At 67.5% G+C, this 17,272-nt stretch carries 11 protein-coding genes; 7 read left to right on the top strand and 4 right to left on the bottom strand.

All coding sequences use genetic code 11. The annotated features are described in order from the left end of the window. Positions 1–79: 79 nt before the first annotated feature. Positions 80–622 (bottom strand): hypothetical protein, encoded by a 543-nt coding sequence (locus AB0O28_RS24075; protein ID WP_363643701.1) that lies wholly within the window; start codon positions 620–622, stop codon positions 80–82. Between the two features lie 918 nt (positions 623–1,540). Here AB0O28_RS24075 and AB0O28_RS24070 point away from each other — a divergent pair. The 3 genes from AB0O28_RS24070 (at position 1,541) to AB0O28_RS24060 (ending at position 4,689) form a co-directional block, all read left to right on the top strand. Beyond that, a complete protein-coding gene (locus tag AB0O28_RS24070; protein WP_363643699.1) occupies positions 1,541–1,783 on the top strand; it encodes a substrate-binding domain-containing protein in 243 nt (80 codons plus the stop codon). Positions 1,784–1,942: 159 nt separating this feature from the next. Next, complete coding sequence (locus AB0O28_RS24065; protein ID WP_363643698.1) at positions 1,943–3,994, top strand: cellulose binding domain-containing protein; 2,052 nt, start codon at positions 1,943–1,945, stop codon at positions 3,992–3,994. Between the two features lie 254 nt (positions 3,995–4,248). Further along, positions 4,249–4,689 (top strand): hypothetical protein, encoded by a 441-nt coding sequence (locus tag AB0O28_RS24060; RefSeq protein WP_363643697.1) that lies wholly within the window; start codon positions 4,249–4,251, stop codon positions 4,687–4,689. Positions 4,690–5,235: 546 nt separating this feature from the next. On the opposite strand, the gene AB0O28_RS24055 is transcribed toward AB0O28_RS24060, so the two are convergent. Next, on the bottom strand, positions 5,236–6,717 hold the full coding sequence (locus AB0O28_RS24055) for a non-reducing end alpha-L-arabinofuranosidase family hydrolase (RefSeq protein ID WP_363643696.1): 1,482 nt from the start codon (positions 6,715–6,717) through the stop codon (positions 5,236–5,238). 728 nt (positions 6,718–7,445) lie between these two features. Further along, positions 7,446–7,883: a hypothetical protein gene (locus tag AB0O28_RS24050; protein WP_363643695.1), complete on the bottom strand. Its 438-nt coding sequence runs from the start codon at positions 7,881–7,883 to the stop codon at positions 7,446–7,448. Positions 7,884–8,252: 369 nt separating this feature from the next. On the opposite strand from AB0O28_RS24050, the gene AB0O28_RS24045 reads away from it, so the two are divergent. The 4 genes from AB0O28_RS24045 to AB0O28_RS24030 all read left to right on the top strand — a co-directional run bounded on the left by AB0O28_RS24045 (position 8,253) and on the right by AB0O28_RS24030 (position 14,935). Beyond that, positions 8,253–9,635 (top strand): cellulase family glycosylhydrolase, encoded by a 1,383-nt coding sequence (locus AB0O28_RS24045; RefSeq protein ID WP_363643693.1) that lies wholly within the window; start codon positions 8,253–8,255, stop codon positions 9,633–9,635. A gap of 881 nt (positions 9,636–10,516) precedes the next feature. Beyond that, positions 10,517–12,001, top strand: a complete 1,485-nt coding sequence (locus AB0O28_RS24040) for an endo-1,4-beta-xylanase (RefSeq protein WP_363643691.1) — start codon at positions 10,517–10,519, stop codon at positions 11,999–12,001. A 592-nt stretch (positions 12,002–12,593) separates the two neighbouring features. Beyond that, positions 12,594–13,640 carry a hypothetical protein gene (locus tag AB0O28_RS24035; protein ID WP_363643689.1) on the top strand — a complete coding sequence of 349 codons (1,047 nt, stop codon included), beginning with the start codon at positions 12,594–12,596 and terminating at the stop codon, positions 13,638–13,640. 284 nt (positions 13,641–13,924) lie between these two features. Further along, the gene (locus tag AB0O28_RS24030) at positions 13,925–14,935 is read left to right on the top strand and encodes a hypothetical protein (RefSeq protein ID WP_363643687.1); all 1,011 of its coding nucleotides are present in this window, start codon (positions 13,925–13,927) and stop codon (positions 14,933–14,935) included. An 82-nt stretch (positions 14,936–15,017) separates the two neighbouring features. On the opposite strand, the gene AB0O28_RS24025 is transcribed toward AB0O28_RS24030, so the two are convergent. After that, positions 15,018–17,267, bottom strand: a complete 2,250-nt coding sequence (locus AB0O28_RS24025; RefSeq protein WP_363643686.1) for a hypothetical protein — start codon at positions 17,265–17,267, stop codon at positions 15,018–15,020. Positions 17,268–17,272 lie beyond the last annotated feature (5 nt).

Here is a 17,272-nt window from a genome sequence, read left to right as displayed (position 1 = left end):
CCGCGTTCAACCACAGCGAGACGGTCGGCTGTCACGGTCGCATGGGACCGGGGTACGCGCAGGGTGATCCGCGCCCTCATCAAGGGTCGTAGCGCCAGAAACGCAGCTTGAACAGCTCTACGCGAAAGATGTCAGGCGGGAAGTCCGGATCGACGTCGTTCTCTAGCGTCTTCGCGTGCACTTCGACCGACCATTCGACATCAGCGCATCCCAGGTCGAACGTCTTATGGTTGTCACCCCCGAGGTACTCGCGCGCCTGGACCTTGCCTGATGGCACGCGCACCCGGCCGCCCCACGAGCGCTCCCAGGAGGGATCGACAGCCGGGGGCGGACCGCTCCACAATTCGAACCGCACGTAGACGCTGCTTTCCCTGTCCGCGCTGCGGAGGAAGAACTTGTCGTCAGTCTCGATCCACCAGTAGTCCTCCCACGCTTCTGTCAGCGACGACACGGTCAGATCGTCACCGCTGTCGCCGTCCACGATGTCGAAGCCCCCATAGAGATCCTTGATCTCTTCTACGAAACTCGTCAGACATTCGGCCACGCCGTACCTCATCTCACGCTCGGAGCCCGCATCAGGGATCAAAGCAGGCAGGTACGACAACCCCAGCAGAGCGATCAACGACCGCTGGCACTAACCCCCACGTCCCGCGAAAGCGAAGGGCCCCGGGTAGCCCGAGGCCTTTCCGAGGTAACCCTGTCTCAGTCGTTCAGAGCGGCTGTGATCTTGTGGTTCACCTGGAGTTCCTGGCCTTCCACGCACTTGGCGTAGACGCGTTGGAGAACCTCCACACAGTGCCCGGCACGCTGAGTGCAGGTCGGCCAGCGGAAGCGACGCGGTTTCCAGCCAGCGCAGGACGGCCGCCCGGTTTCTGGGCAGCTCCGCGCGCCGGTCTACCGGGAGCAGGGCGTGATCTCGCAGCACCTCTCGCAGTTCCGCATCGTCAGGCTTACTCGGCAGGTCCTTGACGAAGGCAGCGGCCGGGCCAGCCTGGGACGCGCGGCCGTCGCCGTACGCCAAATCCACTCTGAAAGATTCAGGAAAGTTCGCCTAGAAAGTTTCTCTGCTTGCGAGCGCTTCAGATCGGCGTCGACGACAAAGGAGCTGGTTATAGGTGCAGTGGACCAGTCGGCGAGAGGGCGAGGCTGCCCGCGTAGGGCGTCAGTGCCGAGGTCGGGTGGACCGAGACGCACCTAATCCCTAGATTATGTTTCGTGCTACTCCAGTGGAAAGTTTCTGTTCTGAGATGGTGCGGCGGGTCGCGCGGACCGCTCCTCATCAACGGAGAGTCCCTGGTGCGCACGAGGCCTAGTACGCGCCGATCGTCTCCATCTACCTGTCCACATACCTGATCGTCCGCTGCCGTTCAGCAAGGAAGTACTGATCGGCGCCGCCAAGGTCGACATCGAGGGGGACCGATCGTGAAACCGCCTAGCTTACGAAAGTCCGCCTGCGGATCGGCGCGGTCCTCGCCACGCTGACCCCGCTTGTGTCGACGGGGATGAGCTCGCCTTCAGCGAGTTGAAGGACATGTGGGGCATGGAGATCATCCACGGTGTCGAATGGGTGGCCTGTGAGCAACGCGTCGGAGTCATGCTGACGGAGTGCGTGGTGGGGTTCGACAACATTCCCACGGCCGACCTCGTGACTCCTCCACTGACCACCGTCTGCCAGCCGAAACAGCAATGTGGCCAAATGGCCGTCGATCTTCTGGTCGACCTGCTCAACGAAGCGAACGGCCCGGCAACTCGCGCCGGATCGTGCCCATGCAACTCGTCGTGAGGAAATCAACCGCTCCCGGTCCGGCCTGACGGGCAGGGAAACGCACGTATTCACGCCGCTGATCCGCTGGGATCAGCCCTTTTCGAGAGGAAGTGATCGACTACCGGTCGTGATGCCAGTCGCTCAGGCCTCCATGCCCTCCCACAACAAGGAATCCCCGTGAAGATCAAACCTTTGGCGAAGCTATTAATCAGCACACTGCTTGCCGTTGGCGTTGGCGTCGGGACGACCGCCCTGGTGACGCCGGAGCACGGCGCGATTGCGGCGACCAGCCCTGCCGGCAACGACTCGGCCGCCCTGGCAGCCGGCGGCTGCGTCGCCGATCCCGCGCTGCCGGGCGCCACGAAGAGTTCCCTCTACACCGTCACGGCGGACGGCTCCCCGCTGTTCGTCGAGAAGATGACCAAGTACGCTCCCGAGATGCAGGTGCACTACGCGCACTGCTCGATGGCGGCAGCGGGCACCGCCAGGTTCTCCGTCACCGTCGCCCAAAGCTTCAACTCCTACACCGTCAGCCCCAAGAGCCGGAAGCTGGCGGTCACCAGAAGCGGCAACACCATCACCTTCGACAGCGGCCCAAACTATTTGGTCGTCCAGTTCGACTCCGCAGAGCTGCTGTTCATCCTCATCGACGCACCCGAGTCCGATGCGCCGCACCTGGGGGACGCCAACGTCAAGAGCCTGGCTGACTACGGGGTCGACAAAACCGGGGGGACACTCGTCACGGCCAAGATCCAAAGTGCCATCAACGCCGCGTCGGGAGCGACCCGCAATATCCTGTACGTGCCGCCGGGCAAGTACCTGGTCGGCGAGCTCTGGCTGAAAAGCAACATGACGTTGTATCTGGCCGCCGGCGCGGTCCTCTACGGCTCGAACAACAAGGCGGACTTCAACACCGGCAGCGGCGGGGTGAACATCGAGGGCATGCAGCACGCCTCCCTGCGGGTGTACCAGGTCAGCAACGCGAAGCTGCTGGGCCGCGGTGTCATCGACGGTAACGGGAAGTCGCTGCGGGCGCAGGGCCTGAATCTGGCGTTGCTGAAGATCGAGCAAAGCTCGAACATCCAGGTCGACGGCCCGATTGTCCGTGACTCCAGCTACTGGAACACGCTCGTCTACCGCAGCGACAAGGTCACCATCAAGAACTACAAGCTGATCAACTGTCGGCCCACGACGGGTTACAACAACACCGACGGTGTGGATTTCGACGAGTCGACCAACGGCCTGTTGTCCAACGCCTTCCTCTACACCGGTGACGACAACATGGCGACCAAGAACGAGGACACCACCGCCGGTGCGATCGACACCAAGAACGTCGTCCACGAGCATGTCGTCTGCTACAGCAATTCCGGCTGCGCGAAGATCGGGACCAAGACGGAAGGGCGGTCGATGGACGGGATCGTGTTCCGTGACATCGACGTGGTGAAGGCGGGACGCTCCATGGTGATCGACGCGGTCGACACGGCCGTTGTTTCGAACACCCGTTGGGAGAACGTCAGGGTGGAGAACACCGACAGCCTGATCGACCTGCAGGAGGACCGGCCGCCGTCCTGGCGAACCGTGAAGAACACCGCGACGATCCGCGACGCCTACTTCACCAACGTGTCCTCCGACGTGAAGAAGGTCGTCAACCTGCACGGTCGCTCGTCGAGCGTGAACATCAACGGCGTACACTTCACCAACTTCATCGTCCAGGGCAAACCCGTCACCAGTTCGACCGACGCGGACGCGAGCTGGAACATCAACTCCTACGTCTCCAACATCACCTTCTCCACGGCCCCGACCTCCTCGCCCTCGCCGTCGCCCTCGCCCACCGCCACGCCCTCGCCCACCGCCACGCCCTCGCCGAGCCCCACGCCGTCGCCGAGCCCCACGGCGTCGCCGAGCCAGTCCGGCGCCTGCGAGGTGGGCTACACGATGAACTCCTGGAACGACGGGTTCACCGCCAGCATCCACATCACCAACCGTGGCACATCAACGATCAACGGTTGGACCTTGGCGTTCACCCTTCCTGGCGGGCAGACCATCACCAACGGCTGGAACGCCACCTACTCCGGCTCCAGCGGTCAGATCTCCGCGCGCAACGTCTCGTACAACGGGACGCTGGCAGCAGGCGGATCCACCGACATCGGCTTCCAGGCCACCCATACCGGCAATACCGGCAAGCCTGACCAGTTCGCCCTTAACGGCGTCAGCTGCGCCATTTCCTGACGGGAACGTCGGGTCACCGTGCGCCGTCCGGCAGCAGTTCACGGCGCTCGCTGAAAAGGCCCGGCGGCGAGGACGTCTCGCCGCCGGGCCGTCTCACTGGGGAGGGGTCAGCTCCGGGTCCACTTCTGGCTGGTCGTGCCGGCGCAGGACCACAGCTGCACCTTCGTGCCGTTCGCCAAACATCCCCTCACCTGGGGTTTCTCCCAATCCACCGGGATGGCATCGGCTGTGTTCGTGCAGGTCACATGCCAGGAGTGACAGACCTTGGGATACCCGATGCCCGCCCTTCTGATGAAGGATCAGGTGCGTGTGACCTGCGCTATGACGTGCGCGCTGCCACGGCTGTCGTCCGGCGCGTAGTTCGAGACGTCAGTTACGGCCACGGTGCCGTCCTTGACCTCCACCTTGATGCGACCGTCGTCGTAGAGGAACAGGCCAAGCCCGTTGGGCCAGTCGTACTTGTCGTGATCCCACTGGTCGTTGCGGCTGGCCTGCGGCTGACCGTGACGCAGGTCGACATGCTGTCCGATGGTCTCGCCGTCGCTGTTGTGAGTCCTGTCGAACCAGCCGATGATGTCGGCGACGGTGCCGATCTTGGCAATCCGCTCGTGGAGCGCCCGCTGATCGTGGCCCGGAATGAAAGTGCTGCGGGAGACTTCACCGCACCCGCACTTACATTCCGCGAGGTCGAATGAGGAATCGAGGTAGACGACCGGGTTGCGGGCGCCCTCTATGGGATTGCCAACGTGAGCGTCGTGGGCGCGGTGTCCGGGCTCCAGTGTGCGGCCTTCAATGGCCTTGCGGTCGTGCTCACCTGGAACCTGGACCTGAACGATCTTGTCGATGTGGACGGCGCGGACGACGACCAGCCCCCGTCGCTTTCGATGCCCGAGAAGATCGCGTACTGCTCGCGCTACCTCGTCTCACGCCCGGAGCCTTTCTCACGGCATCCAAGCGGGCAGGTACGACAACCCCGGCAGAGCGTTCAGCGACCGCCGCAGAAAACGGAAGGGCCTCGGGACAGCCCGAGGCCCTTCCAGACAGTTGCCGGGGCGCGTGTAGAGGAACATACGCGCACCGGTTGCGCTCTTCACATGACCGCGGCGGGCCCGGCCTCGCGCCGAGCCCGCCGCTTAGAACTCCACCGGCCCTTATCGCGTTCCGTGTCGACGCTCACCCGCTTCGGCGTACGCCTCCCGCAGTGAACGCCGGGGACATCCGAGCCGGACCGTGTCACACCGTCAGCGCTGCAGGGTCAGCACGCCCGGCCGGTAGGGCAGGAGACCGTAGTCGCCGCCGGAGCTGGGGCTGCGGCCCTGATAGAGCAGCTGCAGGTTGCAGGCGTCGACGGTCTTGGTCTGGTCGGGGTTGTTGCGCACCAGGTCGCCGTGGCTGATGTCGTTGGTCCAGGTCGCGCCGCTGTTGGCCTTGCCGGCGAACGGGGCGCTCTCGCTGGTGGCCTGCGGGGTCCACGAACCGCTCAGGCTGGTGGCCGTGTAGGAGCGGAAGTAGCGGCCCTGGGAGCCGATCGACTCGACGAGCATGAGGTACTTGTTCAGGCCCTGGAGCTTGTAGACCTCGACCGCCTCGAACAGGTTGTTGGTCGAGTCGCTCATGATCTGCGTGTAGTTGGAGCCGAAGCTGCTGGGGAAGTTGCCGATGGGCATGCTCTGCCGGTAGATCTTGCCGTTGTCGCCGGCGAAGAACAGGTACATGTTCTGGCCGTCACCGATCAGCGTCTGGTCGATGGGACCGGTGCCGGAGCCGGAGATGCTCGCGGTGGACAGAGTCTGCTGCGCCGACCAGCCGTTCGGGTTGGTGGGGTCGCTGGAGGTGCGGTAGGAGAAGGCGGTCCCGCCCCACTGGTAGGCCAGCACCCAGATGTTCTTCGGCGCGAAGTAGAACAGCGTGGGCGCGACAGCGGAGAAGTTCATCGTGTTCTGGCTGGCCGAGGCCATGTCGGACCAGTTCGTGAAGAGGCCGAAGTTCATCGACCCCCAGCTCGATCCCGTGTTGTGCGTCGTCGCGTAGACGAGGTGCTTGCCGTTGTAGACGACGTTGGTGAAGTCCTTGAGCGAGACCCAGCCCGACTTCGGGTTCGCCAGCGAACCGGTCGACGTCCAGCGGTACGACGACGGGAGATCGCATGTGCCGCCGGTCGGCGTCACCGTCGGGGACGGCGTCGTGCTCGGGCCGCCGCCGCCGCGGATGCTCCACTTCTGGTTGGTCTGGCCGTTGCAGGTGTACAGCTGGATGGCGGTCCCGTTGGCCGTGCCCATTCCGGTCACGTCCAGGCACAGGCCCGACTGCACTCCCTTGATGGAGCCGTCGGCGTTCTGCTGCCACTTCTGGTTGGTCTGGCCGTTGCAGGACCAGATGACGACCTTGGTGCCGTTCGTGGTGCCCATGTTGTAGGCGTCCACGCACCGGGTGCCGTTGAAGGTCCGCAGCTCACCGGCCGAGGTGAACTCGAACGCCTGGTTGGCCCCACCGCTGCAGTCCCAGATCTGCAGCGCCGTGCCCAGCGCGTCGGTGTTGCCCGCCACGTCGAGGCAGCGGCCCGATCCGGTGCCCACCAGCGGCGCCGCCGCCGCCGACGCGGGCGCCGCCGTTACCAGCGCCGCCGCCAGCACCGTCACCAGCGCGGCGGTCAGACGCACCGCCACTGTGATGGGCGAACGCCACCGGCCGGCGAGCGAACGGATGGGGGGTGGTGAATGCATGTCTACTCCTGGGGGGTGGGTACGTGGGTCATACGACAGGAGCTGGCAGGTCCGGCTGAGCCACTCGCTACCCTTCCGAGGTGCTCGATGCAGCGGGCGAACCACTCGTCGCCGCCTGGAGATCCTCGGTGTGGGTGACCGGCGACGCGCCGGCCCTTAGGCTCCGATGTCCTACGGCCGGCCCCGGGCCCGGGGCGCTCAGGACGCCCCCTCCCGATGCCGGCCACGCCCGGGACGTCTCCACAGTGGCGCGCAGCCGGGAGCCGCTGCCGATCATGGAAACCTCCTTCCCGGGATCGTGACGTGTTAGCGCTAACATTTCGTCCGTAGCGCGAGAAGTCGCGCCCACCGGCCTCGATACCGGTGTTGAAGCCGGAGCAAACTAGGACTCGCCGGGTTGCGTCAAGGGAAAGATCAAGAGCTCGGTAACGCATCGCCCTCCGGGAACGCGCCCACCTGGCATTACCGGCCCCGGCCCGCACCACGTGCGAGACGGCTCGTGATGAAACTTTCAACCAAGCAGCAAGACCGCCGACCGTACGACGCGCGCCCGTCGGCGCCGATCACCCGCGCGCCTCATCGATCGTGCGCGCTCACCGGTTCCTCCATCACGGCGAGATGTCCGTCTCGATCGAACTTCAACCCGTAGACGATGGTGGTGGCCCGCTCGGTGAGCCTCCGGACAGGGTGGGCCGGGCCGCGCCGGCTCTCCCCCTCGCCTCGTCCGCTCACTCGACGGCTTCCCGCTCTTCGGGCTCGCCGGCGAGTGCGCGTGCGGCCGTGACCTCGTCGCCGTCCCAACCCCAGTGGCCTTCGCTCTGACGCCGGGCCTGTTCGTCGATCCACCGCTGGTGCGCTTCCCAGGCGGCCTGCTTGGTGGTTCCCAGCGCGGCACCGATCTGCGACCACGAAGCTCCGGCCCTGCGGGCCGATCGCACCGTGAGCTGACGGCCGTAGCTCGCCTTCCGTGCGATCACTTCGCCCAGCGCGAGAAGTTCCAGCGCCTCCTCCCGGGTCAGAGGCTTCGCGTCCTGGTCGATCGACGGGGATCCGGCCTCGTCCTCCTCCTCCGGTGGGGCGAGGGCCTCCTGAGTGCGCAGCGCGTCATAGCGCGCAGCCGCGGTCAGCAGCGTGAACCGACGCTCAAGATCGTCAGGATTGCTCATACGACCGAGTATCACGTCAGGACAGCCTGACGTCAAGGTGGCCTGACGATCAGATGGCGTGAAACATTCATCGCCGTCCGGACGGCCGGTCTTCCTCATGCACTCGCGAAGCACCTGTTCGAAAGGGATTCCACGTGGCGGAGGTGAGAACAGCGGGAGCCTCACCTCGTTGACTCACCCGTACTCGCCGGGATTGGCTCGCCGCGGCAGAGCACCGTCCGTGGATATCGGCGTCCCGAAACGTCTGCGCAATGACACCACGTCGCGCCGACGCCGATCCTCGACCGGTGTCCCACCAGGGCGTTGTTCGTCGTCCTGGAAACGTCACATCTCGGAGAGTGCGAAATTTCTATGCGACATGGCGACTCTGTGCGCTGGCGATTGCGGCTGTCGGCCGCCGCGGTCGCCGCGCTGCTGACCGCAGGCACCGCCGTGGCCGGTACGCACGCCGCCTCGGCGGCCACGGCCGGGTGCCAGGTCAGTTATCGCGTCACCAACCAGTGGCAAGGCGGCTTCGGCGCGGACGTCAGCATCCGCAACCTCGGTGACCCGATCAACGGCTGGAAGCTGACCTGGTCGTTCCCCGCCGGGCAGACCATCACCCAGCTGTGGAACGGCACCCACACCCAGTCCGGCTCCCAGGTCACGGTGACCGACGCCTCCTACAACGGCGGTATCCCCAGCGGCGGCAGCACGAGCTTCGGGTTCAACGGCAGCTGGAACGGCTCCAACCCGGTGCCGTCCAGTTTCGCCCTGAACGGCGTGACCTGCACCGGCGGCGTGACCTCCGCGTCCCCCAGCCCGGCTTCCTCCCCTTCGCCATCGCCGAGCCCCAGCACCACGCCGAGCACCGGCACCCCGGTCGAACGGCACGGTCAGCTGCACGTCTGCGGCACCACGATGTGCGACAAGAACAACGCGAAGGTCCAGTTGCGCGGCGTGAGCAGCATGTGGCTCAACTGGGAGACCGCGCCGTACGCCGAGAACCTGTCCGCGCTGAAGTGGATGCGGGACAACTGGAACCTGCAGGTGATCCGGGCCGCGATGGGTGTGGAACCGGCCGGCGCCTATCTGAGCGACCCGAACAAGGCGCGCTCACAGGTGGAAACGATCATCAACAACGCCGTCGCCGCCGGGGTGTATGTGATCGTCGACTTCCACGCGCATGAGGCCTACAAGGAGCAGTCGCAGGCGGTGGCGTTCTTCTCCGACCTGGCCAAGCGCTACGGTCACCTGCCCAACGTCATCTGGGAGGACTGGAACGAGCCGCTGCAGCTCAGCTGGACCGGCGTGCTGAAGCCGTACCACCAGGCCGTCGTGTCCGCGATCCGCGCCAACGACCCGGACAACATCATCGTGCTGGGCACCCCGACCTGGTCGCAGGACGTGGACTCCGCCGCGTCCAGCCCCGTCTCCGGCACCAACCTGATGTACACGCTGCACTTCTACTCGTGCACTCACGGCGCCTCCCTGCGCGCCAAGGGCGACGCGGCGATCAGGGCCGGGCTGCCGCTGTTCGTCACCGAGTGGGGCGCGAGCGACGCCGACGGCGGCCTCGACGGCAGGGTATGCCTCGACGAGGCGCAGACCTGGATCAACTGGATGAAGACGAACGGCGTCTCCTGGGCCGCCTGGAAGCTCGACGTCGGCACCGACTCCACCAACATCCTCTCCCCCGGCGCGCCGGTCACCGGCGGTTGGAACAACTACCTGCACGGCCACGCACCGTTCGTCGTCGCCAACATGAAGTAAGGCGCCGACCAGCTCGTCGCCGCCATCAGATCTGAGCTGACAACCGCGATCACCGCGTGTGGGCGGTACCCGCCGGGCATGCCCGGCGGGTACCGCCCATCGTCATGACCGGCAGCATGGCCCGGACGGCACCGGCAGGATCCGCGACCGGATGCCTGATCGCGAACCCTGCCCCGCAGCCCGGCACGGCGCCGACCGTGCACACGGATGGGACCCGGCGCACTCACGTCCGGAGGATCACCCGTCGAGAGATCGGCGACCGAGTGGGCGGGACCATGCGGACGCGGTGTCTGTCCCCTGGCCGTCCGGCACCCCGGTCGCCGACGGCACACGAGTCGGGCCGCGGTTGTTAACGCTCACAAGTGCACTGCCGATCACTATCGCCTCTCCATCGCCAGGTGGAGGTGGTGGTGGGCGGAGCAAACACGAGGCCGGGACACGCTGTCAATGGCCGCGTTGCCCGCCGGGCCGGCCCACGTGAGGCGAAGCGCGCCATCTGGGCCGTTCAGGCCGGCGCACCTCGACACCCGGCACATTGCGTGAAATTTTCATCATCTGCCGCCTCATTCGGCGTCGCCACAACCCTCGTCACACCGTCGCCCAACGTCGTCACCGCAATGTTTCGAGCTACGACACCATGCGTGAGACGAGGTCGAGGCTCAGGAAAGCCGAAACTTTTCAAAACACTCTTGACACATTTCGGCGCGGTTCCCACACTGAGTCCCCAAGGCGGTCCCCTGCCCGGTGGTGGTGCACTTGCAGGGGCCGCCGTTTACGACGCCCTCGTGGTGTGCGTTCCCAACAGGGGGCGCGGCGTCGGTTCCACGGGACTCCCCCGTGTCTTCCCCCCTTTCCGTACGTTCCTTTATGGAGGCTCAGGCATGGGCGCAAACGCCTTACCCCCGTCCGGAACCCGGCTGCGCCGGGCCCTGGTCGCCGGCGCCCTCGGCGTACTCGGCGCGGCCTCGGCGCTGGTGGCGGTGTCGATCCCCGCCGACGCCGCGGGCAGCACCTTGGCCGCCGCGGCCCAGCAGAGCGGCCGCTACTTCGGCACCGCCATCGCGAGTGGCAAGCTCGGTGACGGGACCTACACCGGCATCGCGAACCGTGAGTTCGACATGATCACGGCCGAGAACGAAATGAAGATCGACGCCACCGAGCCGAACCAGAACCAGTTCAACTTCAGCTCCGGTGACCGCATCTACAACTGGGCGACGCAGAACGGCAAGAGGGTGCGCGGCCACACCCTGGCCTGGCACAACCAGCAGCCCAACTGGATGCGGAACCTGTCCGGCAGCGCGCTGCGCCAGGCGATGATCAACCACATCAACGGCGTTCTGTCCCACTACAAGGGCAAGATCCCCTACTGGGACGTGGTCAACGAAGCCTACGACGACAACAACGGCGGACGCCGCCAGTCCAACCTCCAGGCCACCGGCAACGACTGGATCGAGGTCGCCTTCCGCACCGCGCGCGCGGCCGACCCGTCCGCCAAGCTGTGCTACAACGACTACAACATCGACAACTGGACCTGGGCCAAGACGCAGGGCGTCTACAACATGGTCAAGGACTTCAAGGCCCGCGGCGTGCCGATCGACTGCGTCGGCCTGCAGTCGCACTTCAACAGCCAGAGCGCGTACAACAGCAACTACCGCACCACCATCTCCCAGTTCGCCGCCCTCGGCGTGGACGTCGCAATCACCGAGCTGGACATCCAGGGCGGCTCGGCCCAGACCTACGCCAACGTGGTCAACGACTGCCTGGCCGTCCCCCGCTGCATCGGCATCACCGTGTGGGGCGTGCGCGACAGCGACTCCTGGCTCGGTGCGAACACCACCCCGCTGCTGTTCGACAGCAACGGCAACAAGAAGGCCGCGTACAACTCGGTCCTGAACGCCCTCAACTCCGCCACGCCGAACACCTCGCCCAGCCCCGGCACCTCGCCCAGCCCCGGCACCTCGCCCAGCCCGGGTGGCGGGGACGGCAGCGGCACGATCAAGGGTGTCGCCTCCGGGCGATGCCTGGACGTGCCGAACGCGAGCACCTCGGACGGCACCGCGGTCCAGCTCTATGACTGCCACGGCCAGACCAACCAGGTGTGGAGCTCCACCTCTGCCGGTGAGATCCGGGTGTACGGCAACAAGTGCCTCGACGCGGCCGGCACCGGCAACGGCGCCAAGATCCAGATTTACGGCTGCTGGGGCGGCGACAACCAGAAGTGGCGCGTCAACTCCGACGGCACCATCCAGGGCGTCCAGTCGGGGCTGTGCCTCGACGCCGTCGGACAGGGCACCGGCAACGGCACCCAGCTCCAGCTCTACTCCTGCCACGGCGGCAGCAACCAGAAGTGGACCTGGTCGAGGTAACCCGGTCCCGACCGGCGCCCCTCACCCGGCGCCGGTCCCGCCGGAGCGGCGGATGACCCCACCGCTCCGGATCAACCTCACGCTCTGATTCTCACCGGCCTCCGGTGTGGCGCGATCCGCCACACCGGAGGCCGTCGCCGTCTGCGCGTCCCGCCGTCCGACGCCCTCAGCGCCGCCGCCTGCCGAGACTCCGCGTCGATCCTGGTGTCCGGCCCGCGTCGGCCGTCAGGGGCCCCACGGCGCCCACCGGGCCGACGCCTCAGATGGTCACCGAATCTGAAATCAGTTCATCCCTTGCGACCTGCCGAAAGGCGGCCGGACCGGACGCGGCGGCAGATTCGCTACGCATGGAGTCGGCCTATATGGGGAAGGTCTCCACAATCCCTCGGAAGTGACACGGTTTGGCAACAAATTGGCCAGTCGCTTCAGCCGGGCACCGGGGCAGACCGCTCCGGTACGACCGCCGCCAGTGTTCGGCGGAGACCATAGGACCGAACGATACGGAGGAACGGTGATGCCGACCAACCCCCACCGCCCGCGGAAAGGACTGTCGTCCGGAGCGGGTGGGCCACGCCGGCGCATCTCCCATCCCATGATCCTCGCGACCGCGTTCGTACTCACGGGCGGTGTCGGAGCGACGGCGGCCTCCGCCGCCACCCCCGTCACCCCGCCGGCCGAGACTTCGGACCCTGTCGTGACGGCCACGGTGACGATCACGCCGACGGCCGGTCCGGCGGAGACCGCCACCGGCTTCCCCACGCCGACGCCCACCTCCGCTCCCGCCGCCGCGGAGGTGCCCCTGGTGGGTCCGTTCCTCGGCGCGCTGCACGGCGAAGTGGTCGTGCCGGCCAAGGACGGGTGTGGCACCGTCACGGTGTTCACCCAGACCGGGCAGGCCGTCGCCGTGGCGGAGGGCTCGATCACCGTCCGCAGCCAGGACGGCTTCGAGCGGTCGTACGCGATCGGCGACTCCAAGGTGTTCACCGCCCGTCGCGGTGGTGAGGTCCGGCAGGACGCCTGGGTCTCGGTGATCGCGGCCGCTCAGCCCGGCACGGCGACCCCCACCCCGCAGAGCCCGGAGAGTCCCGTCCCGGAGAGCCCCACGCCGGAGATCCCCGCCCCGCTCCCGACCGGCACGACTCCCGCAACCACGCCGACGCCCACAGGCGTTCCGGCTCCTTCCTCGGGCACACCCGAGGGCACGCCCACCGAAAGCACACCCACGACTCCCGAAGGCACCCCTGTCCCCGGCGAGGCCTCGACGGCGCCCGCGTCGCCGAGCGGAACGAACTCCGGCCTGCCGCAGACCGAGGAGACGACGCCCGCCGCCCCTCAGGGGGAGACGGCGACGGCCGCCTACGTCTTCGACCTCTCGCGGCCGAGCAAGCGGCTGTGGTATTTCGGCAAGAGCGCTCCGCACACCCTGAAGTGGCGCTCGGGCAAGCCCGCCTGGCGCACCCCCGAGCCCTGTCCGACGCCGACGCTCACCCCGACCGAGCCGCCGGCCGAGACATCCGTTCCGACCACGCCCCCCACCGAGACCACGCCCCCGACCGAGACCACGGCTCCCGTTCCCGAGCCGTCGCCGACGCCGACGCCGACGCCCACGGACACACCGACCCAGGCTCCCAGTTCCTGATCCGCCCCAACCGGCCCTCACCTCCGCGGCGAGGGCCGGCCTGTCGCTGTTCCCGGACGGACGGTCACGCGGCCCGCTTCGTCACATCCGGCGACGGCGTGCCCGGTGCGGTCCCGGGGCCGTCCGCTGATCGGTTCGCCGTCCCGCTGCGGCCGTACGAATCACCCGCGAATCCGTCGAGCCGTCCCTAGCATGGTCAGCGATGCGACGGAAATCTCTGACGGGAGAGGGAAATCAGTAGCGACGGGCTTTTCCACATCGACGAGAAGAACGGCCTTGTTGCGATGCGCGTAGCGCCGTACGAAGCCGAAGATGTGCTGCAGGAGTTACTCGCCACCCACCCCGACCTGCTCGCCGGTGGGCAGATGACACCCGATGTTCCTCGCCGCTGGCTGCTGGTACGGCGCGAGTTCGGCGTTCCCGACCGCGACGGCGGCGCCGGCCGCTGGAGTGTGGACCATCTTTTCGTCGACCAGGACGGCGTTCCCACTCTGGTCGAGGTGAAGCGGTCGAGCGACACCCGGGTGCGCCGTGAAGTCGTCGGCCAGATGCTCGACTACGCCGCCAACGGAGTGCGGTACTGGCCCTTGCAGGACCTACGCGTGCACTTCGAGCAGACGCAGCGCGACGTCGGCCAGGACCCTCAGGACGCCATCAGCCGGCTCTGCGGCGACGCGATGATCACTGTGGAGGAGTTCTTCACCAAGGTCGCGGAGAATCTGCGCACCGGCCGGATACGCATGGTTTTCGTCGCCGACGTCATCCCCGACGAGCTTCGCCGGATCGTGGAATTCCTCAACGAGCAGATGAATCCCGCGGAGGTGCTCGCGGTGGAGGTCAAGCAGTACCTCGCGGAGGGCTACCCGGGAAAGACGCTCGTTCCGGTCGTTTACGGACGCACCGCCGCCGCATCCGTGAAGACCACCCCGCAGCGGCCCAACCTTCAGGAGATGCGGCAGAACGCCGACGACCATGTCCGCGCGCTGTGGGAACGGCTCGAACAGTGGGCGCGACAGCAGGGACGTACGCTGCAGAACGCACCGAGCGGTGTCCGTGTCCTGAGCCAGAGCGGCCTGCGGATAGTGCAGCTCTACCCGTTGGACGCGGTCCTCTGCTTCAACCTCGACCCCATGCGGCATCGGGGCCACGAGTCGCTGGCCGCGTCCTGCCTCGCGTCCCTGCGGGCCCTCACCGCGAAGACTCTCACCACGGCCTATCCGAGCGTTCCGGCGCGCGATGCCGTCGCCGGCTGGGACCGCGTCGAGGAACTGCTCGATCGGCTCTCGCGTCTGTGACGGCCGCACGGGCACCTGTACGACGTCTCGGCGGCCTTCCCGGACCACACCGGGAAGGCCGCCGTCGAGGGTGTGCGGCCGGTCAGGTGCGGGCGAGGGTGAGGTTTCCCGCGCCGCTCTTCCTGACGACGACGACCGCGTAGACGCCGGAGACCTTCGGGTCCGCGATGGTCACGCGTTCCGCCTTGCCCGGCCCTCCGCCGATGGAACGGGCGGCCTTCCCACGCGACAGGCCCCACGCGCCGGAGTTCGGCGTCAGCACGAACAGGTCGACGTCCTGCCCGTTGCGGGGCGTGACGGTGAACGTCGCGGGCGCGCTCTGCTCGATCCGGGCCGTACGGATCTCGACCAGCCGGTCGGCGGCCATCGTGATCTCCTGGGGAGTGCCCTTCACGAGGTCGCCGTCGGGCGCCTCGGCCACCTCCAGCGCGTACTCCTGGTAGTCGACGTCCGAGGGGACGCTCGCCACGTAGGCGTCGTCGTACGAGGCGGCCTGCACGACGACGAAGTCCGGGTTCGCCGCGGTCGCGTCCGAACTGGAGACGGCCTGGCCGCCGCCGCCGACGGGATAGACGTCGAGGTCGACGTTCGCGCCGCCCGTGGCGGAGACGGCCGCCACCACGGACCACTTGCCGGTCGTGGCGGGGAAGACCGGCACCAGCGGGACGTTGGCGGGGAAGTGCGCCGTCTTCCGGTCGAAGAGGTCCTCGTAGCGCTTGTCGCGGATCGTGTTCTGGAACAGCACGGGCTCGGCGAGAGCCTGGTCCTGGGGGCTCAGCCCCTTCAGGAACTGGTCGACGTCGTCGGCGGGCGCCTTCCTGAAGGCGGCCACGACTCCCGCGGGGCCGATCCCCGCGACGTCCCAGTACTTCTCGTCGCGGGCGCCGGAGTCGGCCAGGTCGAGGAGGGCGCCGGCCACACGCCCCTCGACGTCGGCCCCGTTGTCCCAGCCCGCGGTGAACCAGGTCGGGCTCTCGACGTCGACCGGGGTGTCGGTCGGGCCCCACCGGTAGTGCGTGTCGTCGTACGTCTGAACGGCGACCCAGTCGGCCCACCCCTCGGACCAGGCGCAGGCCGGGGTCTCCGAGGTCTTGAGGAAGTGGTCGTCGCAGGAGGAGCCGTAGGGCGGCATGCGGCCGTGGGTGTAGTCCATGATGAAGTGCCCGAGCTCGTGGGCGACCGTCATCTTCTGCAGGTGGGCCGAGGCGCTCAGGTGGATCTGGAAACGGGCGTCGCAATCACCGGTGATGACGGCCGGGCAGTAGTACGAGTGCGCGAGGACCTGGTCGGGGGCCCATTTCACGACCACCTGCCGGCAGGCGGCCTCGCCCGGCTTCCAGCAGTCGTCACCCGGCTGGTTCAGCCATCGGGTGTACGCCTTCCACGTGTCGTAGGCGGCGGTGAGGATCCGTAACGCGCCCTCCATCTCGTCGCCGGGCTTGGCCGCGTAGTCGATGGTGGTGGTGTCGGTGCCCTTGGGCACGTCGTTCACCACGGTGCTGTAGTCGAAGTAGAACAGGTTGTCGCCGGCGCCCGGCTCCACCACCTTCCACAGCGGGCTGACGGTGTGCACCTGGAGATAGACGTCCTGCGCGCCGCCGTCTTCGTCGGTCCCGGGGAAGCACACCTTGTAGTCCCCCGCGTCGTCGGTCAGGACCTGCCCGAGCAGGTTGCTCCTCTCGGGGTCCTTGTCCCACGCCTCCACGGTGACTTTGGGCACGCCCCTGACGGCGCCGTCCTCCGCCTTGACGTGCGTGACGCGCCCGTGCACGCAGGTGTCGCCGGCGAGGGCGGTCAGGGGCGCCTGCGGCCGCGGGAGCGGCTGCCGGTCGTCGCGCGTCCGGCCGAACACGGCCGACCGCTCCCCGATCGTGAGGTAGGCGAGCCCTTCACTGCCCGGGCCGGGCCGTCCGTCCCGCGCCTGGACGCGGATCGAGGCGGGCCCGGGGGCGACCGCGGTGACCACGCCCTCGTACCGGACCGGCCTGCCGCGCCGGGCACGTTCCGTACGGCTCGCGCGGTCCACGGGACTGCGGCCGATCGCCGCCGCGGCGTGGGAAAGCCCGGCGGGCGGGCGCACCCAGCGCAGCGTCTCCGGCAACTCGATGATCGTCGTGGCGTCCGGCAGGTCCTCCTTAGCGGTGACCTCGACCGTGAGCGTCGCGGTCTGTCCCATGGCCGGGGCGCGGTCGAGCTTCACGTCGACGGTGAAGCAGTACCCCGGATCACACGAGGGCGGCTTCGCGGGGGCCGCGTGGGCCGGGGCCGCGGCGAGGCCCGCCGCGGCCAGTCCGGTGGCGGCCAGGGCGGCCGCCATCAGTCGGCGTAACATCCATT

Origin of the sequence: Microbispora sp. NPDC088329 (assembly GCF_040685655.1) — a bacterium.
Taxonomy (GTDB): domain Bacteria; phylum Actinomycetota; class Actinomycetes; order Streptosporangiales; family Streptosporangiaceae; genus Microbispora.
This window is presented reverse-complemented; position numbering and strand designations above follow the sequence as displayed.